The sequence below is a fragment of the Vibrio navarrensis genome (assembly GCF_015767675.1).
Taxonomy (GTDB): Bacteria; Pseudomonadota; Gammaproteobacteria; order Enterobacterales; family Vibrionaceae; genus Vibrio.
On record NZ_CP065217.1, the window covers coordinates 2792309 to 2814909 of the forward strand.

General features: G+C 48.5%; 21 protein-coding genes. 5 read left to right on the forward strand and 16 right to left on the reverse strand.

The window, feature by feature from the left end:
- Positions 1–28: 28 nt before the first annotated feature.
- The 3 genes from I3X05_RS13155 to deoC form a co-directional block, all read right to left on the reverse strand.
- Entirely contained in the window at positions 29–1249 is a 1221-nt protein-coding gene (locus tag I3X05_RS13155; protein WP_045571124.1) for a phosphopentomutase, read from the reverse strand.
- Between the two features lie 54 nt (positions 1250–1303).
- The gene (gene deoA / locus I3X05_RS13160) at positions 1304–2632 is read right to left on the reverse strand and encodes a thymidine phosphorylase (RefSeq protein ID WP_045571125.1); all 1329 of its coding nucleotides are present in this window, start codon (positions 2630–2632) and stop codon (positions 1304–1306) included.
- Between the two features lie 92 nt (positions 2633–2724).
- A complete protein-coding gene (deoC, locus tag I3X05_RS13165; protein ID WP_045571126.1) occupies positions 2725–3501 on the reverse strand; it encodes a deoxyribose-phosphate aldolase in 777 nt (258 codons plus the stop codon).
- Positions 3502–3651: 150 nt separating this feature from the next.
- On the opposite strand from deoC, the gene I3X05_RS23820 reads away from it, so the two are divergent.
- A complete protein-coding gene (locus I3X05_RS23820; RefSeq protein WP_413470534.1) occupies positions 3652–3834 on the forward strand; it encodes a hypothetical protein in 183 nt (60 codons plus the stop codon).
- Positions 3835–4076: 242 nt separating this feature from the next.
- Here the strand turns inward: I3X05_RS23820 and I3X05_RS13170 are convergent, their stop codons facing one another.
- From I3X05_RS13170 to prfC, 4 genes are all read right to left on the reverse strand, one after another.
- Complete coding sequence (locus I3X05_RS13170; RefSeq protein WP_045571127.1) at positions 4077–5339, reverse strand: NupC/NupG family nucleoside CNT transporter; 1263 nt, start codon at positions 5337–5339, stop codon at positions 4077–4079.
- Between the two features lie 205 nt (positions 5340–5544).
- A complete protein-coding gene (locus tag I3X05_RS13175) occupies positions 5545–6318 on the reverse strand; it encodes a TatD family hydrolase (protein WP_045571128.1) in 774 nt (257 codons plus the stop codon).
- Positions 6305–6442 carry a DUF5363 family protein gene (locus tag I3X05_RS13180; protein ID WP_161782469.1) on the reverse strand — a complete coding sequence of 46 codons (138 nt, stop codon included), beginning with the start codon at positions 6440–6442 and terminating at the stop codon, positions 6305–6307. The genes I3X05_RS13175 and I3X05_RS13180 overlap by 14 nt, the downstream gene beginning before the upstream one ends.
- Before the next feature lie 88 nt (positions 6443–6530).
- Positions 6531–8120, reverse strand: coding sequence for a peptide chain release factor 3 (prfC, locus tag I3X05_RS13185; protein WP_045571129.1), 1590 nt, complete (start codon positions 8118–8120; stop codon positions 6531–6533).
- Positions 8121–8458: 338 nt separating this feature from the next.
- Here prfC and I3X05_RS13190 point away from each other — a divergent pair, with 338 nt between their 5' ends.
- On the forward strand, positions 8459–10507 hold the full coding sequence (locus I3X05_RS13190) for a putative bifunctional diguanylate cyclase/phosphodiesterase (RefSeq protein ID WP_045571130.1): 2049 nt from the start codon (positions 8459–8461) through the stop codon (positions 10505–10507).
- Here I3X05_RS13190 and rimI read toward each other — a convergent pair.
- The 4 genes from rimI to ubiT form a co-directional block, all read right to left on the reverse strand.
- Positions 10494–10946 (reverse strand): ribosomal protein S18-alanine N-acetyltransferase, encoded by a 453-nt coding sequence (rimI, locus tag I3X05_RS13195; RefSeq protein WP_045571131.1) that lies wholly within the window; start codon positions 10944–10946, stop codon positions 10494–10496. The two genes, I3X05_RS13190 and rimI, sit on opposite strands and share 14 nt — an antisense overlap.
- Positions 10947–10952: 6 nt before the next feature.
- Positions 10953–11354, reverse strand: a complete 402-nt coding sequence (locus tag I3X05_RS13200; protein ID WP_045571270.1) for a DNA polymerase III subunit psi — start codon at positions 11352–11354, stop codon at positions 10953–10955.
- 124 nt (positions 11355–11478) lie between these two features.
- Positions 11479–11982: a GNAT family N-acetyltransferase gene (locus I3X05_RS13205; RefSeq protein ID WP_045571132.1), complete on the reverse strand. Its 504-nt coding sequence runs from the start codon at positions 11980–11982 to the stop codon at positions 11479–11481.
- Positions 11966–12493 (reverse strand): ubiquinone anaerobic biosynthesis accessory factor UbiT, encoded by a 528-nt coding sequence (gene ubiT / locus I3X05_RS13210; protein ID WP_045571271.1) that lies wholly within the window; start codon positions 12491–12493, stop codon positions 11966–11968. Before ubiT ends, I3X05_RS13205 begins: the two co-directional genes overlap by 17 nt.
- A gap of 278 nt (positions 12494–12771) precedes the next feature.
- Here ubiT and I3X05_RS13215 point away from each other — a divergent pair, with 278 nt between their 5' ends.
- The 3 genes from I3X05_RS13215 to I3X05_RS13225 all read left to right on the forward strand — a co-directional run bounded on the left by I3X05_RS13215 (position 12772) and on the right by I3X05_RS13225 (position 16865).
- Positions 12772–14811: a sensor domain-containing protein gene (locus tag I3X05_RS13215; protein WP_337970785.1), complete on the forward strand. Its 2040-nt coding sequence runs from the start codon at positions 12772–12774 to the stop codon at positions 14809–14811.
- A gap of 146 nt (positions 14812–14957) precedes the next feature.
- A complete protein-coding gene (ubiU, locus tag I3X05_RS13220; protein WP_045571134.1) occupies positions 14958–15971 on the forward strand; it encodes a ubiquinone anaerobic biosynthesis protein UbiU in 1014 nt (337 codons plus the stop codon).
- Between the two features lie 12 nt (positions 15972–15983).
- Positions 15984–16865 carry a U32 family peptidase gene (locus I3X05_RS13225; protein WP_045571135.1) on the forward strand — a complete coding sequence of 294 codons (882 nt, stop codon included), beginning with the start codon at positions 15984–15986 and terminating at the stop codon, positions 16863–16865.
- Between the two features lie 49 nt (positions 16866–16914).
- Here I3X05_RS13225 and I3X05_RS13230 read toward each other — a convergent pair whose 3' ends face one another.
- The 5 genes from I3X05_RS13230 to rpsO all read right to left on the reverse strand — a co-directional run bounded on the left by I3X05_RS13230 (position 16915) and on the right by rpsO (position 22554).
- Positions 16915–18252, reverse strand: a complete 1338-nt coding sequence (locus I3X05_RS13230; RefSeq protein ID WP_045571136.1) for an MATE family efflux transporter — start codon at positions 18250–18252, stop codon at positions 16915–16917.
- Between the two features lie 58 nt (positions 18253–18310).
- A complete protein-coding gene (locus I3X05_RS13235) occupies positions 18311–18721 on the reverse strand; it encodes a MarR family winged helix-turn-helix transcriptional regulator (protein WP_337970786.1) in 411 nt (136 codons plus the stop codon).
- 113 nt (positions 18722–18834) lie between these two features.
- Entirely contained in the window at positions 18835–19728 is an 894-nt protein-coding gene (gene nlpI / locus I3X05_RS13240) for a lipoprotein NlpI (RefSeq protein ID WP_045571138.1), read from the reverse strand.
- 119 nt (positions 19729–19847) lie between these two features.
- Entirely contained in the window at positions 19848–21980 is a 2133-nt protein-coding gene (gene pnp, locus I3X05_RS13245; protein WP_045571139.1) for a polyribonucleotide nucleotidyltransferase, read from the reverse strand.
- Positions 21981–22284: 304 nt separating this feature from the next.
- Positions 22285–22554: a 30S ribosomal protein S15 gene (gene rpsO / locus I3X05_RS13250; protein ID WP_011079620.1), complete on the reverse strand. Its 270-nt coding sequence runs from the start codon at positions 22552–22554 to the stop codon at positions 22285–22287.
- Positions 22555–22601: the final 47 nt, after the last annotated feature.

A 22601-nucleotide genomic window follows, 5' to 3' on the forward strand; every position in this document is an offset into this window, starting at 1 on the left:
ATTCGATAAGTTCCATTATAGCTCTGGATTAGAGAAAGTTTTTGCCGTAATCCATTGGCGATGTACCAAAGTAGCTCGCCAGTGTTTGGCCAATATCCGCGAACGTTTCGCGGAGACCCAATGAGCCCGCTGGGACTTTTTGACCATAGACAAGCACTGGAATGTGCTCACGAGTGTGGTCAGTGCCCGGCCAAGTTGGGTCGCAGCCGTGGTCAGCCGTGAGGATAAGGATGTCATCGTCTTGCATCAATTCCATCACTTCGTGGATGCGTCCATCGAAGTACTCAAGCGCAGCGGCGTAACCCGCCACATCACGGCGGTGGCCATAAGCAGAGTCGAAATCAACAAAGTTGGTGAAGACGATGGTGTTATCGCCCGCCGCTTTGATTTGCTCAAGTGTCGCTTCAAAAAGCGCAGGGATGCCCGTTGCTTTCACTTTTTTGGTGATGCCGCAGTTAGCGTAGATATCGGCAATCTTACCAATAGAGACCACTTGACCTTGTTTTTCCTCAGCCAGCTTTTGCAATACCGTCGCTGATGGCGGCTCAACAGAAAGGTCACGACGGTTACCAGTGCGCTCAAACTGACCTTTACCCGGACCAATGAATGGACGCGCAATCACACGACCGATGTTGTAATCTTCCAGCTCTTCACGAGCAATTTGGCAAAGCTCAAGTAGGCGATCAAGGCCGAATGTATCTTCGTGACAGGCGATTTGGAATACAGAGTCCGCAGAGGTGTAGAAAATTGGCTTGCCCGTTCTCATGTGCTCTTCACCTAGGTCATCAAGCACTTGTGTACCTGACGCATGGCAGTTGCCGAGGAAACCATCAATGCCAGCACGGGCAAGAATGCGATCGGTCAGCTCTTTCGGGAAACTGTTGGCTTTGTCGGTAAAGTAGCCCCATTCAAACAGAACTGGCACACCCGCGATTTCCCAGTGGCCAGACGGCGTATCTTTACCAGACGAGAGCTCAGCGGCATGGCCGTACGCGCCAATAATCTCCGCGTTGGCATCCAAACCCGGTGCAAAACGACCCGTTGACTCTTTGTGCGCCATTGCCAAGCCCAATTTGGACAGATTTGGCAGACGAAGAGCCCCTTGGCGCTTGTCGTTGTTTGCCAAGCCTTGCTCACACTGGTCCGCAATATGACCAAGCGTGTCAGACCCCACATCGCCAAACTGCTCGGCATCCGCCGTTGCGCCAATACCAAAAGAATCCAGTACTAAAATAAATGCTCTTTTCATTACTTCTTCCTCAGGCCTGCCGGTACGAAAATGTGCAAGCAGGCCCAATAGTCATTAAATATCTTCTTCGCGAATCAGGCCGTAAACGTCGGGGGTGGGTACGTAGTCGCCACCCACTTTAATCGCCGCTTGCAGCGCATTTGCCGCTTCTTGCCATTGCGCTTCGCTACGCGCATGAATCACCGCCAAAGGCTTGTTACTGTCTGCGATTTCACCCAAGCGGATGAAGCTATCAAAGCCAACCGCATAATCGATGCTGTCGGTCGCAACACGGCGTCCACCGCCCATCGCCACCACCGCCATACCGATAGCACGCGTATCCATTGCCGACACCACGCCGCTCTCTTTGGCATAAACCGGCTTGACGATTTCCGCCTTGTCTAAGTAGTGATCGTAGTTGTCGATAAAGTCCGCAGGTCCGCCCAAACCAGCCACCATTTTGCCAAAACACTCGGCGGCTTTGCCGTTATCCAGCACCGCCATCAACTTCGCGCGCGCTTCGTCAGTGTCTTGCGCCAGCTTACCCAGCACCAACATTTCCGCACACAGCGCCAACGTCACTTCGAGCAAACGAGGGTTACGGTATTCGCCTTTGAGGAACTGCACCGCTTCGCGCACTTCCAGCGCATTCCCCGCCGACGACGCCAACACTTGGTTCATGTCGGTAAGAATGGCGGTGGTTTTGGTGCCCGCACCGTTTGCCACGGCTACAATCGATTTCGCCAGTTCTTGTGACGCTTCGTAAGTTGGCATAAAGGCACCCGAACCGACTTTCACATCCATCACTAGTGATTCAAGGCCAGCCGCCAGCTTCTTCGATAGAATGGACGCGGTGATTAACGAGATGTTATCAACCGTTGCTGTGATGTCACGCGTGGCATAAACACGTTTATCCGCAGGCGCCAGATCGCCCGTTTGGCCGATGATCGCTACGCCAGCGTCTTTTGTCACTTGGCCGAAAACGTCATTACTCGGAGTGATGTTGTAGCCCGGAATCGCTTCCAGTTTATCCAAGGTGCCGCCAGTATGACCAAGGCCACGACCGGAAATCATTGGCACGAAACCACCACATGCTGCCACCATAGGGCCAAGCATCAGTGACGTCACATCGCCCACACCACCAGTGGAGTGTTTGTCGACAATTGGGCCACCGAAGTTCATGTGACTCCAGTCGATCACCATACCGGAATCGCGCATGGCACACGTCAGCGCGATGCGTTCTGGCATGGTCATTTCATTAAAGAAAATCGTCATAGCAAAGGCCGCAATCTGACCTTCAGACACGGTATTTTTCGCCACGCCTTGGATGAAAAAATTAATTTCATCGGCAGTCAGCACTTCGCCATCACGTTTTTTACGAATAATTTCTTGAGGTAAATACATTAGAGCCTCCCAAGCTCAAAATGAGCCGTGGTAACAGTAGAGTAAGAAGGTTGCGTGGCGCAAAACGCGCCACGCTCAGACATTTATTAGAATTAGTACGCCGCAGGATCGGCGACTTGATCTGTCACTTCTAATGTATTGAGTAGATTGGTTAGCAAGCTAGATGCACCAAAACGGTAGTGCATATTATCCGCCCAGTCAGCACCTAGGATCTCATCTGCCATTGCTAAGTAAGCCGCAGCGTCTTCCGCAGTACGCACGCCGCCAGCAGGCTTGAAGCCCACTTTTTCAGCCACACCCATGTCACGAATAACTTCGAGCATCATACGTGCATATTCTGGGGTTGCGTTAACTGGCACTTTACCCGTTGAGGTTTTGATAAAGTCGGCACCCGCTTCAATGCAGATTTGCGATGCTTTCTTAATCAGCGCTTCTTCTTTTAGCTCACCGGTTTCGATGATCACTTTCAGAAGAATATTGCCACAGGCTTCTTTACATTGCTTAACCAGTTCAAAGCCGACTTTTTCATCACCAGCGATCAGCGCGCGGTATGGAAAAACGACGTCAACTTCATCAGCACCGTAAGCGACTGCAGCTTTGGTTTCTGCCACGGCGATAGCGATATCGTCGTTACCGTGTGGGAAGTTGGTTACAGTCGCAATGCGAACCTCTGGTGTACCTTGCTCACGAAGTGTCTTCTTAGCAATAGGAATAAAGCGAGGGTAAATACAGATCGCAGCCGTGTTACCTACAGGCGTTTTGGCGTCATGACAAAGCTTGATGACTTTCGCATCCGTGTCATCGTCATTTAGCGTGGTTAGGTCCATAAGTTTCAGTGCACGTAGTGCTGCTGCTTTTAAATCGCTCATTTCTATCTCCGATCAATATTCAAAAATTTTACTACTCAGCCCCTTTTCCCTGTTTCTGCTCACCTCAAAAGCAAACAGCAAATCAGTAAAAAAGGTCTTTGCTAAACAGTCATTGATGAACGGACTTGGTTCCCTGAAGACTCGGCAGTCATTACTTGCCAATTGCTATCCTTGTCACCGCACAGTACCAATTTGGCCTATGGCACAACAATCTATGATTGCGGTGTCTTTTTATCTGCACTTGGTGTCAACCGCTCTATTAGCTTACTGACCAAGGCAGAGAGTGTCGGGCAGCTCATTTGCCCTAAACATATCTATTCAGATGAGCGATGAAACGTCCTGCTTCATCCCTCTTCTGTGATTAATACATTATAGATATTCATCGCAAAACTGTAGCACCAAATAGAGCGCAAACGGTTTGTATCTCAAAAAAACTCAGCCTCAACGCCCATGACGATTCGCTCTAACTGAGCCCATTTCATTCACTGTGGCGCAAAAACTGAAAACGCCCCGCAGCAATCTCTTGCTACGGGGCGAAGCTAAACGGCGTCTATAAATACTGTCTCTTAACTAAATTAGAAAGACAGGAAGAAGCCAGCGATGGTCGCTGCCATCAGGTTAGATAGCGTACCCGCTGCAACCGCTTTAACACCCATACGAGCGATGTCGTGACGACGAGCAGGAGCAAGGCTACCTAGACCACCAAGTAGAATCGCGATAGAAGAAAGGTTTGCGAAACCACATAGAGCGAAGGCGATGATTGCTTGAGTCTTCTCAGACATTACTTGACCTGTTGCTGGGACAACTTGTGCTGCATCACCAACGTAAGGTACGAAGTTTAGGTAAGCGACGAATTCGTTTACAACCAGTTTTTGACCGATGAAAGAACCCGCAAATGTTGCCTCAGCCCATGGTACACCGATTAGGAATGCTAGCGGCGAGAACAACCAACCTAGAAGTAGTTCTAGAGTGAGGTTTTCCATGCCAAACCAACCACCAACGCCACCGAGGATGCCGTTAACTAGTGCGATTAGACCAACGAATGCCAGTAGCATTGCACCAACGTTAAGGGCTAGTTGTAGACCAACTGATGCACCGCCTGCTGCTGCGTCGATAACGTTAGCTGGCTTGTCGTCACCACCATCAATGTTGTCTTCCAAGCTTTCATTTGGAGTATCAACTTCTGGTTTGATGATTTTAGCGAACAGTAGACCACCAGGCGCTGCCATGAATGATGCTGCTACAAGGTACTCAAGAGGTACCCCCATAGATGCGTAACCTGCTAGTACACCACCAGCAACAGACGCTAGACCACCACACATTACTGCAAATAGCTCAGATTGAGTCATTTTTGGTACAAACGGACGAACCACTAGTGGTGCTTCAGTTTGACCTACGAAGATGTTCGCTGCTGCAGACATTGACTCGGCACGAGAAGTACCTAGCGCTTTCTGAAGACCGCCACCTAGGATCTTGATAACCCACTGCATCACACCAATGTAGTAAAGTACAGAGATAAGTGCTGAGAAGAAAATCAGTGTTGGTAGTACTTGGAAAGCAAAGATGAAGCCGATACCGTCAACTGAGAAGTTAACTAGGCTGCCGAACAAGAAACCAGTACCGTCTTTACCGTAGTCGATCACGTTTTGAACACCAGCAGAGAAACCCGCTAGTAGATCACGACCCCATGGAACGTAAAGAACGAAACCACCGATGATGAATTGGATAGCAAAAGCGCCAGCCACAGTTCTAAGATTGATAGCTTTACGGTTATCTGACAGTAGTAATGCAATTCCTAGCAATACTGCCATACCGACTAGGCTCATAAACAGGCTCATAGTTTATGACTTCCTTATTAAGTTATTTATTGGCGTGTTACAAAATGGAGCTATAAAGCGGGGGCAATTATACTCACGCCTTAATAATTAAAGTAATGCCACCTTCACACTTTCCCATCAGACTCGGTGCAAATTCACTTTTGTTTGTGAGTATCTTCACAATAATATATGAGACGACGTATCGTTTGAGTGGGAATGTTGGATTTTATTCACAGATAGAGAACAGCGAATTGCTATTTTTCCAAAGTTGCGAAGCAACCGTTTGCTTTGTCTGATTTTTCAGCTCACAGAGTATAGTCAGGATGTTAACTATTTGTGATGGCGTATTTACCATCCCTTGATAGCCACTCAGTGGCATATCTGGCGCATCGGTCTCCAAAAGCAGATGCTCAAGCGGCAGTTTCGCCACCGCTTGGCGAGTTTTGTTGGCGCGCGGATAGGTGATCGTGCCGCCAATACCGAGCGAGAAACCCAATCTCACCCACTCCATTCCCTGTTCATAACTGCCTGAGAATGCGTGCAGCACGCCCCCTTTAGGCAACTGAGCGGCTTTGACCATCTGGATCAGACGATTGTGCGCCTTACGGCAATGTAAAATAACGGGCAGGCCATACTGCCTCGCTAACTCGAATTGCCACCGTAACGCTTCTTCTTGTAAGGCCGAGTCAACCTCAATGGCAAAGTCTAGGCCACATTCACCAATGGCGACACAGCGCGCCGGACGCGCATCTAATCGTGCCATTAGCTGTGTTTGGTAGAGCGTATAGTCAGCTTTTAAGAAGTAAGGGTGCAAGCCGAGTGCGTAGTAAATCTCTGGATGTTGCGACGACAGCTCAGCGACTCGCGACCAATTTTCCGGGCCAACGGAAGGAATGAGGAATCGCTTCACACCCACGTGCTGAGCAGAGTGCAAGATATGTGAAAATTCGCTCTCAAACACCGGAAAATCAAGGTGGCAGTGACTATCAAACAGCGTCATTGTTATTGCGTTCTCGCGCGGGATCTTGTTTGTAAGGTACGCAACTGCGTTTTTGCTCCGGCGTTAAACCAAGCTCTCGGCACCAATCGTCGTAGCGCTTTAACCACTTTTTCAACCACTGCATGCTCATCACCTCCATACTGTTTTACTCACCATATAAAAAAGCGCCCCGGGCTGCAAACCCAGGGCGACGATTCTCAATCACTCAGCGCTTAGTGCTCACGTGTGGCACGGAACTCAACCTCAGGGAAGCGTTCTTTGGCTAAGTTCAAGTTGACCATGGTTGGCGCAATGTAGGTAAGATTGTCACCACCATCCAGCGCTAGGTTGGCTTGGTTCTTACGTTGGAACTCATCGAGTTTCTTCGCATCCGCACATTCAACCCAACGAGCCGTAGCGACGTTTACGCCCTCGTAGATCGCTTCCACGTTGTATTCTGATTTCAAACGCGCCACCACCACATCAAACTGCAGCACACCGACCGCGCCGACTATCAAATCGTTGTTTTGCCGCGGACGGAAAACTTGCACTGCGCCTTCTTCAGACAGCTGAACCAGCCCTTTGAGTAGTTGTTTTTGCTTTAGAGGATCGCGTAGACGAATACGACGGAACAGCTCTGGGGCAAAGTTGGGAATACCCGAGAACTTCAGTGTTTCACCTTGAGTAAAGGTGTCACCGATTTGAATCGTGCCGTGGTTGTGCAAACCAATGATGTCACCAGCGTAGGCATCCTCAGCACGAGAACGGTCCCCCGCCATAAAGGTCACAGCATCCGAAATATTGACCTGTTTACCAAGGCGAACGTGGTTCATTTTCATTCCTTGGTTATAAGTGCCTGAAACGATGCGCATGAAAGCGATGCGGTCACGGTGTTTCGGATCCATATTGGCTTGGATCTTAAACACGAACCCCGTGAATTTGTCTTCGGTCGCTTCAACCTGACGCTCATTGGCCATACGCGGCAGTGGCGCAGGCGCCCATTGCGTCAGGCCATCCAGCATGTGGTCAACACCAAAGTTACCTAAAGCGGTACCAAAAAACACAGGCGTCAATTCGCCTTTGAGGAACATCTCCAGATCAAACTCGTGCGAAGCGCCCAGCACCAATTCGAGCTCTTCACGCAGTTGCTCAGCCAGATCAGCGCCAATCTCATTATCCAGCTCTGGATTATCTAGCCCTTTGATAATGCGCTCTTCTTGAATCGTGTGACCATGTCCAGTGGCGTACAAAATCGTTTCATCGCGGTGAATGTGGTAGACACCTTTGAACTCTTTACCGCAACCGATTGGCCAAGAGATAGGCGCACACGCGATACTGAGTTCGCTTTCGACTTCATCCAGCAGCTCCATCGGGTCGCGAATATCACGGTCCAATTTGTTCATGAAGGTCACGATCGGTGTATCACGTAGGCGAGTGACTTCCATCAGCTTACGCGTTCGATCTTCAACACCTTTGGCGGCATCGATCACCATCAAGCACGAGTCTACGGCGGTCAACGTACGGTAGGTATCTTCAGAGAAGTCCTCGTGTCCTGGGGTATCAAGCAGGTTGACCAAGCAGTCATTGTAAGGAAACTGCATCACAGAGGTGGTCACCGAGATACCACGCTCTTTCTCCATTTCCATCCAGTCGGATTTGGCATGCTGGCTTGAACCGCGACCTTTCACGGTACCTGCCGTCTGGATAGCACGTCCGAATAACAGGACTTTTTCTGTGATGGTGGTTTTACCCGCATCCGGGTGCGAGATAATAGCGAACGTTCTGCGCTTGGCAACTTCGCTCAAAAATGGAGCATTTGACATGAAACTGGTCTTCTTGTGTGTTCTGGACGGGGAAACGGGCGGCTATCGCTTTTGCTCAATAACCCTTGCAGATAGGAATCTGCGACGCCCCTTCCTAAGGTAGATTCAATTTTGCGCGGTATTCTCGCTTATTATTCGCCAATCGGCAACTCTGGACAGCAAAGAGCCATGTGCTCAACAGATAATCGACGGCCTGCGAGCAGGCAAAATCCCATCACAATGGCACAACTTTTCACATCTATGTGTAGCAACACAAACCATTTTATCTCGTTCAAGTATTTTGGGTTACTTGGCTATATGTTCTATAACTATAGGAGTAAGAAGGATTGGTTGACGGTATGCTAAAAAATAAAAAAGTACATTCTTTAGCTTTTAAGCAGGCAAGAACCGTGTTTCTGGTTTCGGTTGTGCTCGGCCTGTGTTTTAGCTTGTACCATATCCTGATTGATCTCCATCAGGAGCAACGGCGCATCGAAGAACACTATCAGTTTAAGTTGATGCAAAATTACTCCAACGCCAGCCAAGCGGCATACCACTTAAACCACTTGCTCGCGGAGCAAGTCGCCTCCAGTTTGATGATGGATAACGCCGTCTACAGTGTCGCAATTGTCGACGATTTCGGTGATGTTCTCACGCAAAAAAACAGGCCGATTGAAGCTCAAGATATGATCACGCAACTGCTCTCCACCATCTTGACGCCAGCCTCACCGTTTTACAAAACGGAGCTCCACCAGCCCAACTCAAACGTAGTGGTTGGCACGCTCAGCTTTTCCGTCAATGGCTCCAGCATTGCCGAAGCGTTTATCAACAAATCGAGCCGCATCCTGTTATTTGATTTGTTTCGCAATATTCTATTGACCACCATTTTGTTGGCTTTTTTCTATATGAAGCTCTCCAAACCGATTATTACTTTAAACAATTGGGTGAACTCGCTGCAAAACCGCAAGACAGCCATCGAACTTCCTCCTCGCAACAGTAATGACGAGCTAGGCCGTTTGGCGCTCTCTTTTCACAATTTATGGCAAGCGCGCGCGGCGGCGGAAAGCCAGTTAAACCAACTGGCGTACTACGACACCTTAACTGGCCTCGCCAACCGTAGTCTGCTGTTGAAAACGCTCAATGATAGCCTGAATGAAGCGCTGCGAAACAACAGTAGTGGGGTTTTGTTTTACATGGACTTGGATCGATTTAAAACCATCAACGATTCACTCGGCCACACCATCGGCGACAATTTAATGCGGGCCATCGCCAAACGGTTGGAGGGTTGGTTGCATGATGGAGAAACGGCAGCTCGTATCGGTGGCGATGAATTTGCCATTCTGATCCCCAACTTGTCGCTTGAGCATGCAGCAAACAAAGCACAGCAGCTACTCGCTTTAGTATCGAATCCGTATTCGATAGATGACCACCAACTTTACTGCACGGTGAGTATTGGTATTTCTAAATTCCCCAGTGAAGGAATCTCCAGCATTGACGTATTGCGCCAGGCTGATACAGCCTTGTATCGCGCAAAAGTCGCTGGACGCAACAAATACATGTTTTATGAGCCGGAAATGCACGCTCAAGTTGAGTCATTTCTGGAGATTGAAAAAGGTCTGCATGAAGCGCTGCATCGACAACAACTTGAACTCTATTACCAACCTCAAGTGAACGACAAGATGCAGATCATTGGCGTGGAAGCCTTGATTCGTTGGAATCACCCAGAGCGCGGATTGCTCCCTCCTGGTGTTTTCATGCCTATTGCAGAAGAAACCGGACAAATTCTGCAAATCGGTGACTGGATTATCGAACAAGCTTGTTACCAATACGCACAGTGGAAAAAATTGGGCGTTTTGCCGGACACCTTCCGTCGTTTAGCAATCAACATCAGCCCACTGCAGTTTTCTCAACAGTTTTTTGTCGAGCACATTACCCATGCCCTTAAACAAGCGGGGATTTCCGGCGAGCATATCGAGCTGGAAATTACGGAAAGTTTGTTGTTAGAAAACGTTGAAAGCGCGATGAACAAGATGGCACAGCTCAAAGAGCTTGATCTGAAAATTTCCATCGATGATTTCGGTACAGGCTACTCATCCCTGCGCTACCTCAAACATCTGGCGGTGGATGTGCTGAAAATCGACCGCTCCTTTGTTACTCAATTGCATCTGGATCAAAGCGACCAAGCGATCGTCGATACCATTATCATGACCGCGGATCGTCTCAACTTAGAAGTGATCGCCGAGGGTGTGGAAGAGCACGAAGAGATGGAAGCGTTAATGAAGCTTGGTTGTGAGCAGTTTCAGGGCTATCTCTTTGATAAGCCCCAACCAGTTGATATCATCACGCAAAGATTAAAAGAGAACAGCTACGGAGAGACTCGAGCCGCAGTGATGCTCAAAAGCAGTTGAACAGATAACTCATAATAATGGCATCTTCTTGACCGGTTTGGGTCGGGTAGTAATTGCGGCGACGATCCACCTCGTTAAAGCCAGCTTCTTGATACAAGTCCAATGCACGCTGGTTACTCTCACGCACCTCAAGCCAAGCGCTTTGTGCGTTTTGTTGCTCACCTAACTCAATAAAAGCGTCCAACAGCTCACGTCCGTAACCTTTGCCTTGCTGCGTCGGACAGACGGCGATATTGAGTAAAGTCACCTCACCGACAATATTTTGCGCATAAAAATAGCCCACCACTTTGCCATCAACCAGCATCACGTGATGCATTGCACCACGGCTAGAGAGATCGCGGATCAAGCTTTGCGCCCAAGGGTGAGTGTGAGCACGAGTTTCGATCTGATAAACCGCGTCGAGGTGCTCGACGTTCATAGCGACTAAAGTACAACTCATTTCTATTTACTCATAAGCACAAATTTGCTGCCAAAGTGCACGGCGATGCTCGGTATTCCCATCGATTTCACTCAATGTAGGAGAATGCAGTACGTTCACCATGGCAGGTACTGGCTGAGCGACTGTGCCAGCAAACCAGATCCAAGTGAGAGGTTCTAGGTTTACCAGCGCAAGCTCTGCGGGAGAGACGTGTCTCGCTTGTGAAAGTTCAAGCTTGATGCTTTTCAGCACTCTTTCAAACAGCTGCGCGGTTTGATTTTTGGGGCACTGTTCTGCCACCAATAGCAAGCAACACTCAGCCGGTAGCTCGATTTGGGCAAATTGAAATCCGGCCAACCGTTCAGGATGAGTGAGTTCCCAGGTGGCGATACCCATTTGCTGTAAGTAGAGTTTTTCGTTTTCTGACATCATCTGACCATTTCCATCAACGGCACAATAGTATCAAAAATTTGTCGTCGAGTCAGAGCAAGTCTGAAACTGACTTTCTGCGAGCCTCGGAACGCAAAACGGCCTGTACTGCAGGCCGTTTTGCTTAAAACATGGAAAACTCCACACTGTACTCAATGTTACCTTGGCGGCCCTGAAATTCATTGTCGGCTAACGCGAGAGATTGGAAAGCCCCTTCAGGTACCTCCCACTGACATGCAAAACCCAACTCATTCGCAGCAGTAAAACCGAAGCGGTGATAGTAGGCTGGATTTCCTAACACAAAGCAGGCCGGATAACCGAATTCCGCCAAGCAGGTCAGCCCTTCTCGCACCAACTCTGCCCCTATGCCCTGATTTTGGTACTGCGCTTTGACAGCGAGCGGCGCCAAGCCTTGCCATGAAAAGTCCTCGCCATTGAGCGTCACCGGAGAAAACATCGCATGGCCGATCACTTCCCCTTCTTCACTGCACGCCACCAGCGACAAAGTCAAACGCCCATTCTCACGCAGCGCCATCACCAAATTCGCTTCTGCGTCGGTGGGAAACACCGTTTTGAGCAGTGCATCAATCGCCAGGAGATCCGCTGGCGCTTCAGTTCGAATAAGCATTTACAACCCCATTGTCTATTTGGGCTGATTGTACTCCCTTATGAACAAACTCGGCCAGTTGATTTAACAACTGTTGTAGCGCTTTCGGTAACTGTTCTAAGTCAACGCTATCCATCAGATTCTTCACTTCCAAACCCAGTTCCGTGTCGCCTTCAATTGACAAACGGCGTTGGAAAAAGAGGGTGTCTGGATCTTCTTTACGTCCAGCGATCAGTACTAGATCATTGAGATTACCAGCGAAGCTCACCGACGCTTCCACCTCATTCTTGGCCACCACCAGTTGTTCATTCTGATAGCTGATGTACCAATACAGTTGCAGGTCTTTTATCTCTACTTTTAGCCACTTATCTTGTAGAAATTCAAAATCACCATCATCGAGCGCTTCTTTAAAAACCAGTTTCAGCCCTTCAAGCAAGGCTTTTTTCTGTACAGCTTGCGGCAATAACTGGACTGGAGATCGCAAAATTGATGCGGCGTTTTGAACTAGTTGACTGCGAATCTTGTTTATCACGCTCATTTTCCGTTACTTTGTCAAAAGAGCATCTATCTTAGTGGATAGCATGAGAGGAATACCTGTTGTGCATCAAAAAAGACTTTTATACCGATTGCATAACACACTGAGTAAATAGATGACAATGTCCGACGTTTTTTTGACCTTTGATAATTTATTGTCACTATTGTATTGATAAACCCTTTAATAAGCATACTTTCACAGTTATAGTTAGATGGCTCTGCGTTTTTCATTACATGGACGAATAATCACGCTCCCTGGAGCTCGGTAGTACTTTAATGCCATCCAAGCAATTACATCATTGGTTTAAGACACTTACAGCCAACAGCCCATTCTTCTTTGCTATCCTCGATCGTCAGCATGGCTACTGCATGGTGAATGAGCGCTACTGCGATATCTCTGGACTCTCTGAGCAAGAGTTGATCAGTATGAATGATGCAAAAATTCTCGGCGAAAATTTCTACCAAAAACTACGTCCCTACTATCAACGTGCGTTTGACGGTGAATATATAGAAGCGGAAGTGACTCTGGATGAAACCGATCTGGAAACCAGTTTGCATTTCAGCCTATCGCCACTGCGCGACGAAAATGGCATTAAGCACATCGTTTTCCATTCCATCGACACCTCAGAAAAACAGATTTTAATCAAATCGCTTGAAGAATCAGAAAGTAAGTTCTCACAGTTAACGCAACTGCTACCAGACGGTTTGTTGCTGGTTGAGGATGATTCGGTTTTATTTGCCAATCCTGCTGCCGCTCGGCTGCTGGGTTTTAACTCCCCTCATGACTTGCTCGGGGAAGAGTTGAGCCGCTTGTTCATGGATGAAAAGACCAAAATGGTCTTTCGCCACAAGCTTTCGACTTTGCTTTCCAGCAAAGCGTTTGTCTGTATGACCAGTGCACGTTGCGGTTTCGAGCGCCGCGTTCAGTTGCATGCCGACAACACCACGGTATTGGGCAACCAGTCACAACTCATTTTGATCCAAGATGCGGATGAAACGCCCAAACAGCTCTCTAATCAAGGCGATGACGATATTCATATCGACTCTCTGACTAAGCTGTATAACCGCTTTGGCTTTACCAAACGACTCGAACAGTTAATAAAAAACCAAACCCCGTTGCTGCTTTTGTATTTGGACATTGATAACTTCAAAAACATCAACGACTCGCTAGGCCACCATATTGGCGATCGCGTGATTCTGGAAGTCTCTGCGCGGTTAAAACGCCTTTTACCGCAGCATGCCGTGATTGGCCATTTAGGCGGAGATGAGTTTGGTGTCATTTTACCCGAACCTGAAAACAACCGCATGGCAGAGCTGTTGTCAGATAGAATCATCGCATTGATCAATCAACCCTTTGATCTGCACCATTTCAGTAAACGCCTCGCCTGCTCGATTGGTAGTGTGCGTTACCCAGAAGACGGGCAAGACGCTCGTGTCTTGCTGCAAAATGCCGATACCGCGATGTACGAAGCCAAAGATCGCGGCCGCAATCGTCTGATTAAGTTTAATGATCAGATGAACAAAGAAGCGCGGATGCGCTTATGGCTGGAGATAGAGCTACAAAAAGCGCTGCAACAGAACGGTTTGGAAGTGTGGTATCAACCAAAGGTTAACGCGCGTGACTTCAGCATTAATGGCGCCGAAGCGTTAGTACGCTGGAAACATCCTGTCGAAGGCTACATCAGCCCAGCCGCGTTCATCCCGGTCGCTGAAAAAGCGGGCCTCATTGAGCACTTAGGCCGCGTGGTGATGCGTGAAGTGTTTAACACGGTTAAACGCTGGAAGCTGCAAGGTATTTTACCCGGTCGTGTGGCAATCAACCTCTCTCCCGAGCAGTTCGGTAATCCCCAATTGATTGATTTTATGGAAAAGCTGCTCAGAACCACAGAGCTCGATCCTAGCTGCATCACCTTTGAACTGACCGAAAGCGCGGTAATGAGCGACAGCGAGCATACGCTGCAAATGCTCAACTCCATCAAGAAATTAGGCTTTTCATTATCGATAGATGATTTTGGCACTGGCTATTCATCACTGGCCTACCTCGCTCGCTTTCCGATTGATGAGCTGAAAATTGACCGAGCCTTTATCAACGACATTGACGTGTTACCCAAACAAGTTACGGTGATCGAAAACATCATCAATCTCGGCAAATCACTGGATCTCACTGTGGTGGCAGAAGGGGTGGAAACCCATCAACAAGCCGCTTTGCTCTCCAATTTACGTTGTCACTCTATCCAAGGCTTTCACTTCTATCGCCCTCAGCCTAAGCATGAAATCGAAGAGCTGTTCGCGCAAAACCGTCGCCACAAAAACTAATCAATGTTGGCTATTACCCCTTTATCGCCACTACCCATAATGGGTAAATATCGGATTTATTGCGACAAACCTAATTTACATCAAATCGACTATTCATAATCCTTCATAAAATGCTGCCACCTTTTCGTCTCGATTTTAGACAGCATATGGAACTCCTTTGCCCGGCAGGTAACCTCCCTGCGCTAAAAACCGCCATCGATTGCGGTGCCGATGCGGTGTACATCGGTTTTAAAGATGATACCAACGCCCGCCATTTTGCTGGCCTCAACTTTACTGGCAAAAAACTGGATAAAGCGGTTGAGTACGTTCACGACCGACAAAAAAAAATCCACATAGCATTAAACACCTTTGCCCATCCGGATGGTTTTCATCGCTGGACTGACGCCGTGGACAGGGCCGCTGAGATCGGCGTGGATGCTTTGATTGTTGCAGACATCGCCATTTTGCAATACGCCGCCGAGAAGTACCCTGAATTAGAGCTGCATCTTTCAGTACAAGCTTCCGCCACCAATGTTGCGGCTATCGAGTTCTACAAGCAGAATTTCAACGTCAAACGTGTCGTGCTACCACGTGTTCTTTCCATCCATCAAGTGAAACAGCTCTCCAGAAACACCCCAAAAGATGTTGAACTGGAAGTGTTTGCTTTCGGTAGCTTGTGCATCATGTCGGAAGGTCGCTGCTATCTCTCTTCCTACCTGACTGGCGAGTCACCGAACACCGTCGGAGCCTGTTCGCCCGCTAAATATGTTCGCTGGCAAGAGACCGACTCGGGTCTGGAGTCGAGATTGAACAACATTTTGATCGACCGATACGCACACGGAGAAAACGCAGGTTACCCGACGCTGTGTAAAGGTCGCTTTGAGGTTGATATTGAGGGCGAACGCAAACGCTATCACGCACTGGAAGAGCCCACCAGCCTCAATACCCTTTCACTCTTGCCGGAACTGTTTGCCGCCAATGTAGCCTCGGTGAAGATCGAAGGGCGACAACGTAGCCCCGCTTACGTCGAGCAAGTGACTCGTACCTGGCGCGCGGCCATCGATCACTACCAAGCCAACCCACACGCTTATCAAGTGCAAGAGGCGTGGAATGCCGCACTGGCCAATGTCTCAGAAGGCCGACAAACCACGCTCGGCGCCTACCATCGCCAGTGGCAGTAACGAGGAATTAGCATGAAATACTCACTTGGCCCTTTGCTGTACTTTTGGCCAAAACAGAATGTCGAAGCCTTCTACCAACAGGCAAAGCAGAGCTCGGCAGACATCATCTATCTAGGCGAATCGGTCTGTTCAAAACGACGTGAAATGAAACCCGCTCACTGGTTTGAGTTGGCTAAAGAGCTCTCTTCGGCAGGAAAACAAGTGGTGATTTCGACCATGGCACTGCTTGAAGCACCAAGCGAAGTCAATGTGATGAAGAAATACATCGATAATGGTGACTTTGCCATCGAAGCCAACGACGTGGCCGCGATTCAAATGGCGCATGAAAAAAAGGTGCCATTTATCGTCGGCCCGGCGATAAACAGCTACAACGCCCACACACTCAATGTGTTGCTAAAGCAAGGCATGATTCGCTGGTGTATGCCGGTTGAGCTATCAAAGCAGTGGTTGCAGAATGTCTTAACTCAATGTGAGTCGCTCGGCATCCGTCAGCAGTTTGAAGTGGAAGTATTCAGCCACGGTTATCTGCCTTTGGCGTATTCGGCGCGTTGTTTTACCGCTCGAGCGGAGAATCGCGCCAAAGACGATTGCGAAACTTGCTGTATCAAATATCCCACAGGTATTCAGGTTTGCAGCCAAGAGGGGCAGAGCGTGTTTAACCTCAATGGCATCCAAACCCAATCCGGTTACTGCTACAACCTGATAAACGATCTGGCGGGGATGCACGGTTTGGTTGATGTGGTGCGCCTAAGCCCGCTTGGTCTGGATACCTTTTCGCAGCTCGATCGATTCAGAGCCAATGAAAATGGCCAGCAACCGAGCACAATTGGTGATCATCAATGCAATGGTTACTGGCATCAGATTGCTGGACTGGAAGTCAAAAACATCTGTTGATCCATTCATCAAGGCGGAGCCGAGGATCGATTTCTCTTCGCTCCGCACTTTAGTTGGCTTTCGCCGCTAGCGCATCCGCTGGCATTTGCCGCATATCTCGCCATAACATCACCGCCACCACACTGCTTAAGGCAATATTCGATAACGGGAATGCCAACCACACGCCAGTAATGCCAAATAACTTAGGCATGACGAAAAGAAAAGGCAGTTGCACCAGCATATTGCCGATGCTGACAAACAGCGCCTTGCCGCCACGATTGATCGACTGATAGTAGGCGGCACACACCACTAAAAAACCGTCGAGAAACATCGCGAACATATGCAGTCGAATTCCGGTGACGGTACTTTCGGTTAAAGCTTGATCATGAGCGTTAAACACCGCGACCACATTTTCCGGAAAAAGATTCAAAAGCACGACAAACACGACTCCGGTGAGCACAGCCGAACTCATCGCCACTTTGAGCAACTTACGAATATTGCTGCGATTACCCGCACCGTGATTGAAACTGGCCAAAGGCTGCATGCCGTTGGCAATCCCCTCTGCAATCAAGTAGTAAACCACCACGATGTAGCCCAAAATGGCATACGCCCCCACTAAAATCGGGCTGCCATATTGAAGGAGTAAACTGTTGTGCAGCGCAACCATCATCGAACCATAAGCGTACATAAAAAAGCTGGAAGTACCGACTGCCACTATGTTCGGCAATGCGCGCCATTGGAACGCATAGCTATCGCGACTTAAGCGCAGTTTCGCTTTGCGTGATAGGAAATAACTCAGTCCGACAACAGTGACGATCATCTGCGCCAACGCCGTTGCGATTGCTGCGCCCGTCAATTGCCACTGCAACACCCCGATCAAAAGATAATCGAGCACAATATTGCTCACCGCACCCAGGATCATCAGCATAGTCGCCAGATTGGGGCTGCCATCGTTGCGCAGTAAGATGGGCATCGCTATCGACCCCAAGGTAAAGACGCACGAGTACACCAGCACCTCTAAGTACTGCAATCCAAGCTGGTATACCGCACCTTCGGCGCCCTGCCAACGGAGAAAATCGTCCGCGTAGTTGGCCAGCAGCCAGGCAACAATGGGACTTATCAACAGCAGCAGCGACAAGCCTGTCGACAGAAGCTTTCTGGCTTGCTCAAGATCTTTCTCACCCAGTTTGATTGACGCCAAAGCGCCAGTGCCGACTCCAACCATCAAACCGATGCCGAGCACCGAACCAATCAGCGGCCAAGCGACATTAATCCCCGCCAGCCCTTCTGCCCCAACGTAGTGGCCAATAAAAATCCCATCCACAACTTGGTATAAACCGTTAACCAACATGGCGGCAATCGTGGGAATCGCGTAGCGCCAAAATTGGCGGTAAATCGACACTTGCATTTTTTACTACTCTGTATGCTCTTCAACGAAGAGATAATTCAACAAGCTAACCTTGGGCTTATCCCAATGCCTTGGTTAGCAGATTGTCTAACTGAATACGCTCATCCTGAGAGAGATTTTTGCCAACTTCATCGGCGATAAGTGCATAGGCCGCAAGCTCAAGTGCCAAATGTTGCTTCGCTCGTTCGGTCAAAGAGATCCGTTTGGCTCTCGCATCCGTTGAACACGGTACGCGAACAAGCAACCCTTTGCTCTCCAATTTGGTCACCATATTGGTCGCAGAAGGCTTCGACACTTCTAAAGCATTCGCTAAGTCGGTGAGTCGAATAGGATCGGGTAAAGATTGCACCGCTTTTAGGTAGTCGTACTCGTTAAAACTCAAATGGCCAATAGGATCTTCTTTGGCAGTTTGTCGCCATACTTTGGCAGAAAAGCGTTCCAACTTTTCTAGCTGTAAACTCAGGGTCATAACACACTCATTTAATTAGCCTAACTAACTATTATGATAACTCAATTGGTTTTGCCTAGCCCCAAAAAATAAAACCGCCAAAAAGGCGGTCATAAAATAACGGGATAATGTAACTATTTAGCCTTCGCCATGCGTTCAGCCTGTAGCTGGTCAAAAATATTACCTAACTCAAGAAAAGCATAACGGTGCTCAACGTATTCATAGACGTTAAAAGAAATAGCCAGTTTATACAATGATATAGCATTAGCAAAGTCGCCTTTCAGCTGATAGCGTTTCGCCAGATAGAAGTAGACTTCCGTCAAACGCTGAGCCAGCAAAACATTTTCTCTCGATGCGTCAATGATCGCTTTGAATGCCTGTTCTTCTGAGACTTGCTCCGCCATCAGCGCCACTAAAACCCATCCCCACTCTTCACTGCGTTGGCGATAGCGCTCAAGCAGATCATTTTTTGCCACTACGGGATCGATTTCCGCTTCAATAATATAAAGCCACAGTGCACGGAAAGGATCGCTTGGGTCATCGTGATAATGTTTCGCCATTTCGTCGCGAGCCAAATCCAAACGACCACCATAGTAGAGAGCAATAGCACGATTGCGTTCTGCGTAACTATTGTGTGGGTCAAGCTCTAAGGTTGAATCAAAAGCTTCATAGGCCGCGTCGTATTCACCAACCTGAGTGTAGTAGACGCCCAACAAATTAAAGATATCTGGCTGAGATGGATTCAGTTGTAGAGATTGGCTAAAGTCCAAGCGCGCTAAATCTCTCAAACCGACACTGTCATAGTAATTGCCGCGTTCATAGTGCATTTTTGCCCGAACGGGATCGCTGAGATCTGGGCGCTGTAAAAGCTGAGATAGGCGTGCAATCTGCACTTCTTGCTGCACGCTCGCCTGCAAAGGTACGGCCATTGGAGGGTACATCCACTGACTCTTGTTACTGCTAAGGGTAGAGGCACAGCCTGTTGTCGCTAAGGCTAGGCAAAGGCCGACGGTTTGAAACCATTTCACTCAGGGAGACTCCTGTTAGACCGCAATAAAAAAGGGAGCAAAGTTGCTCCCTTTATAACATGCTTTCAGCGCCTTAAGCGAGAAAAGCGCCAAATTACGGCGTTATGCCGCGTGTTGGCTTACTCTTCTACCGCTGGTGCTGCTGGCGTTTCTGCCTCCACAGGCTTTTCTACCGCTTCTTTCATGCTCAGACGCACGCGGCCTTGGCGGTCGATTTCCAGTACTTTAACTTGCACTTCTTGGCCTTCAGACAGCACATCTGACACTTTCTCGATGCGCTTGTCAGCGATTTGAGAAATGTGCACTAGACCATCTTTGCCTGGCAGGATGTTAACGAATGCACCGAAGTCAGCAAGACGTGCCACTTTACCAGTGTAAATACGGCCAACTTCCACTTCAGCGGTGATCTCTTCGATACGACGGATCGCTTCTTTCGCTTGCTCACCAGAGGTAGCTGCAATCTTAATCGTGCCGTCATCTTCGATTTCGATGGTAGTGCCAGTTTCTTCAGTCAACTGACGAATCACTGCACCACCTTTACCGATCACGTCTTTGATCTTGTCAACGCTGATCTTCATGGTGTGGATACGTGGCGCGAACTGAGAGATATCATCACGAGCACCAGCAATCGCTTGATCCATAACCGATAGGATGTGCTTACGTGCACCTTGAGCTTGGTTAAGCGCAATTTGCATGATCTCTTTAGTGATACCTTCGATCTTGATGTCCATTTGAAGTGCAGTGATACCAGTTGAAGTACCCGCGACTTTAAAGTCCATGTCACCTAGGTGGTCTTCATCGCCAAGGATATCTGAAAGAACAACGAAATCGTCGCCTTCTTTCACTAGACCCATTGCGATGCCCGCAACAGAAGCCTTGATTGGCACACCAGCATCCATAAGCGCTAGAGAAGTACCACATACAGAAGCCATTGAAGATGAACCGTTAGATTCCGTGATTTCTGAAACAACACGTACTGTGTATGGAAACTCATCAATTGATGGCATTACCGCGGCAATACCACGCTTCGCAAGTTTACCGTGACCAATTTCACGACGTTTAGGAGAACCGACAAAGCCCGTTTCGCCTACACAGTAAGGAGGGAAGTTGTAGTGTAGTAGGAAGTAATCTTTCTTCTCACCAGTGAGCTCATCGATGATTTGTGCATCACGCTGAGTACCTAGCGTTGCCGTTACTAGCGCCTGAGTTTCACCACGAGTGAACAGCGCACTGCCGTGAGTACGTGGAAGAACACCAGTACGAACATCTAGTGCACGAACCATGTCTTTTTCACGGCCATCGATGCGAGGGTTGCCAGCAATGATGCTACGACGCACAACGGTCTTCTCTAGATCGTGGAAGATAGTGTGAATTTCTTTCGCATCGGCTTCTGGGTCTTCTGCAAGGATAGCTGCATTCACTTCTGCCGCAATCTCATGGATACGGTCGTAACGAGCCATTTTTTCAGTGATTTGGTAAGCTTCAACCAGTTTCGCTTCTGCTAGATCAGCCACTTTCTCGTTTAGAACGGTGTTCGCTTCAGGAGCAACCCAGTTCCAAGATGGCGTCGCAACTTCTGCTGCGAATTCGTTGATCGCTTTGATCACGGCTTGTTGTTGGTCGTGACCAAATACCACTGCAGATAACATTTCTTCTTCGGTTAGGTTGTCCGCTTCTGACTCAACCATTAGAACTGCAGATTCAGTACCCGCAACAACGAGATCTAGACGAGATGCGTTTAGTTCAGTGTTACTTGGGTTTAGTACGAGTTGACCATCAATGTGACCAACACGTGCAGCACCGATAGGACCGTTGAATGGGATACCAGAGATAGCAAGCGCTGCAGAGGTGCCAATCATGGTTGGGATATCTGGTTGTACGTCTGGGTTAACAGACACGACCGTTGCGATAACTTGTACTTCATTATTAAAACCCTCTGGGAATAGAGGACGAATTGGGCGGTCGATTAGACGAGCCGTCAGAGTTTCACCTTCAGATGGGCGACCTTCACGCTTGAAGAAACCACCAGGGATTTTACCTGCAGCGTAAGTACGCTCTTGGTAGTTTACGGTTAGCGGGAAGAAGTCTTGACCTGCAACCGCTTCTTTTTTACCAACCACAGAAACAAATACCGCAGTATCGTCCATGGTCACCATCACAGCGGCAGTAGCCTGACGCGCGATTACGCCAGTTTCCAGTGTCACGGTGTGGTTGCCGTACTGGAATGTTTTAACAACTGGTTTTTCGAACATGTTTATTCCTTGCTCTAAGCACACGCTTAGATAAATTAAATGAGGCTCAGAACACTACGAATCGCGACTAGTAAAAATAGGCTTGCGCTGCGCGTTTGACACGATGGGAAAACAAACCGACTTTTAATAGTCGCGACCTTTAGGTCGACGAGGTTGACTGTAATGCCTGAACTGATGAGTTATCTCATGAGTTGAGATAAAGCCGTGCGTAGTATAACGACTTGAAACCGATTTGGCTAAATTTAGGTAACAAAAAAGGGGCTTACGCCCCTTTTTTAAACAAACTGTACTATGCAGCCACTGATTAGCGACGTAGGCCTAGACGTTTGATTAGGTCTTGGTAGCGAGCTAGATCTTTACCTTTTAGGTAATCTAGAAGCTTACGACGACGAGAAACCATGCGTAGCAGACCACGACGGCTGTGGTGATCGCCTTTATGCGCTTGGAAGTGACCTTGTAGGTGGTTGATAGAAGCAGTCAGTAGAGCTACTTGTACTTCTGGTGAACCAGTGTCGCCTTCGCCACGTGCGTAGTCAGCAACGATTGCTGCTTTAGTTTCTGCATTCAGAGACATAATTCTCTCCTAATAAGAGTAGGTTAGTGTTTGTGCCAGCCAATCTC

Coding starts and splice junctions, on each gene's coding strand:
- rpsO (WP_011079620.1), bottom strand. CDS start 22,554: ATGTCTCTGAATGCAGAAACTAAAGCAGCAATCGTTGCTGACTACGCA.
- rimI (WP_045571131.1), bottom strand. CDS start 10,946: ATGAGTTGTACTTTAGTCGCTATGAACGTCGAGCACCTCGACGCGGTT.
- deoA (WP_045571125.1), bottom strand. CDS start 2,632: ATGTATTTACCTCAAGAAATTATTCGTAAAAAACGTGATGGCGAAGTG.
- I3X05_RS13200 (WP_045571270.1), bottom strand. CDS start 11,354: ATGTCAGAAAACGAAAAACTCTACTTACAGCAAATGGGTATCGCCACC.
- I3X05_RS13170 (WP_045571127.1), bottom strand. CDS start 5,339: ATGAGCCTGTTTATGAGCCTAGTCGGTATGGCAGTATTGCTAGGAATT.
- I3X05_RS13230 (WP_045571136.1), bottom strand. CDS start 18,252: ATGCAAGTGTCGATTTACCGCCAATTTTGGCGCTACGCGATTCCCACG.
- I3X05_RS13235 (WP_337970786.1), bottom strand. CDS start 18,721: ATGACCCTGAGTTTACAGCTAGAAAAGTTGGAACGCTTTTCTGCCAAA.
- I3X05_RS13180 (WP_161782469.1), bottom strand. CDS start 6,442: ATGCAGTGGTTGAAAAAGTGGTTAAAGCGCTACGACGATTGGTGCCGA.
- I3X05_RS13190 (WP_045571130.1), top strand. CDS start 8,459: ATGCTAAAAAATAAAAAAGTACATTCTTTAGCTTTTAAGCAGGCAAGA.
- pnp (WP_045571139.1), bottom strand. CDS start 21,980: ATGTTCGAAAAACCAGTTGTTAAAACATTCCAGTACGGCAACCACACC.
- I3X05_RS13225 (WP_045571135.1), top strand. CDS start 15,984: ATGAAATACTCACTTGGCCCTTTGCTGTACTTTTGGCCAAAACAGAAT.
- I3X05_RS13155 (WP_045571124.1), bottom strand. CDS start 1,249: ATGAAAAGAGCATTTATTTTAGTACTGGATTCTTTTGGTATTGGCGCA.
- deoC (WP_045571126.1), bottom strand. CDS start 3,501: ATGAGCGATTTAAAAGCAGCAGCACTACGTGCACTGAAACTTATGGAC.
- I3X05_RS13205 (WP_045571132.1), bottom strand. CDS start 11,982: ATGCTTATTCGAACTGAAGCGCCAGCGGATCTCCTGGCGATTGATGCA.
- ubiU (WP_045571134.1), top strand. CDS start 14,958: ATGGAACTCCTTTGCCCGGCAGGTAACCTCCCTGCGCTAAAAACCGCC.
- prfC (WP_045571129.1), bottom strand. CDS start 8,120: ATGTCAAATGCTCCATTTTTGAGCGAAGTTGCCAAGCGCAGAACGTTC.
- I3X05_RS13175 (WP_045571128.1), bottom strand. CDS start 6,318: ATGACGCTGTTTGATAGTCACTGCCACCTTGATTTTCCGGTGTTTGAG.
- I3X05_RS13215 (WP_337970785.1), top strand. CDS start 12,772: ATGCCATCCAAGCAATTACATCATTGGTTTAAGACACTTACAGCCAAC.